At 47.7% G+C, this 1684-nt stretch carries 2 protein-coding genes and 1 pseudogene; all 3 read left to right on the top strand.

Annotated features, from left to right (window positions below):
- The coding region (locus tag A3750_RS26355) for a hypothetical protein (protein ID WP_197475139.1) at nt 1–842 on the top strand (842 nt) is incomplete at its 5' end.
- 80 nt (nt 843–922) lie between these two features.
- Nucleotides 923–1330 (top strand): MerR family transcriptional regulator, encoded by a 408-nt coding sequence (locus tag A3750_RS18150; protein ID WP_068453686.1) that lies wholly within the window; start codon nt 923–925, stop codon nt 1328–1330.
- A gap of 3 nt (nt 1331–1333) precedes the next feature.
- Nucleotides 1334–1684: pseudogene (locus A3750_RS18145) on the top strand (hypothetical protein); the annotation flags it as partial.

The following is a 1684-nucleotide window of genomic DNA, read 5'->3' as shown; positions in this document are numbered from 1 at the left end:
TCCTCGTCGGGTTCAGCATGGGTGGACTGTTGATACGCCATGCCCAGCTTGATTTTGACAAAGGCTGGACCAACAAGTTACATGCTTGCGTTTACATTGGCACGCCACACGAGGGAGCAAAGCTCGAGCGGGCTGGAAAGACGACCAGCAACCTGATTAAAAGCCTCACACAACCGTATCTCAACATCTGGCACTCTTGGGCTGAACTGCGAAGCCAGGGCATAAAAGACCTGCATGATGGCTTCAAAGACAACAAAGAAGCGTTTCATTCGACTGCCAAGCACTGCTTCATAAGCGGCGGACTTCTCAAATCGACATCCGATATCGCCGAGCTTATTGAAAATGCATTCATTGGAGATAGCCTGGTAGTTAAAAGCAGCGCACACCCCGATGTAGCATTAGAAGAACGAGAGAACCAACACTTCAGTGGCCTTGACCATTTTACGCTTGCACGTAGCCCACAAGTCTACAAATTCTTATCGCCCTGGATAGAGGCTCAACGAGAAAAAAGCATACCGCTGAGAATACTGCACCCTGTTCTGCCAAACAAAAACACACCCTTATTTCTCGCTCAAGCAGACGGTTCCTACCTCAGTGATTCAATACGTTTTGCTCTGCAAATGGGCCACAAAGTTTCACACACTGCACATACCATGCATGATTCGATTAGCAACGAGTACTATGATCGCTTCCATGCACTGCCCGTCATCAACCTCTTCTCCAAACCCATAGAAACAGGGCACAAATCGATATCGACGCCGATTTTCAAAACAGTAGGACAGGCACTAAAGATCACCGAAAAGTCGCTTGCCAAGCGCTCACCCAACAAGACCACCAAGTAAGTAAATACGCAGTAAAGGCTTGACCTTACAGTAGCTGTAAGCTTTATTCTTCCTAGAATCAGCTCTCCAGGGGTATTGAGATGAACATCGGTCAGGCAGCAAAACGCAGCGGATTAAGCGATAAAACCCTTCGCTATTATGAAAGCATTGGGCTGGTAAGCAGTCAGCGCGCCAACAATGGCTATCGTAACTACGAAGAGGCGCAAATCAATGAGTTGCGGTTTCTTGCCTCCGCTAGAAAAGTTGGTTTCACAATTGAAGAATGCAGGACCTTACTGGAACTATTCCGTAATCAACATCGGCACAGCAAACACGTCAAAGGCTTCGTACTCGATAAGGTAAGCCATATAGAAGAACAGATTCGAACTCTCGAAACGATTAAATCTTCTCTACTAGATCTCGCTAACCAATGCCGTGGCGATGAAGAAGCGCAGTGCGCAATTATAGCGGGGCTGAGCAATGGTGACCTGATGAGCGGAAAGGAATAAAACATGCGCGATAAAGATAATCAGCACTGCATATCAAGTAACAAAATAGAGTCCGAGCAAGGCGCGGATTGTGTGCACGAACAAACCACCCCTGCGTCATGCAAGTCGGACATGACCTCAAGTTGTTGTGCGCCAAAGCCTATCGAAACGAACTCGTGCCACGATACCAAACAAGAAGAAAACTGCTGCGCCCCGGCGCCCAATAAAACCGATTGGTTACTTTGGGGATCATTGATTGGCGTGTCCGTCTTCTATTTACTGAGTTTTCTAGATCTTGAGCACAGCCATTGGCTAGGCGCATTTAGCCACAGCGTTCGCGACTTAATGCATGTCATGTGGTGGGGGCTTGCTCTT

It is taken from the genome of Oleiphilus sp. HI0079, assembly GCF_001635105.1.
The sequence above is the reverse complement of the archived record's forward strand: the minus strand, read 5'-3'. Positions and strand labels throughout refer to the sequence as shown.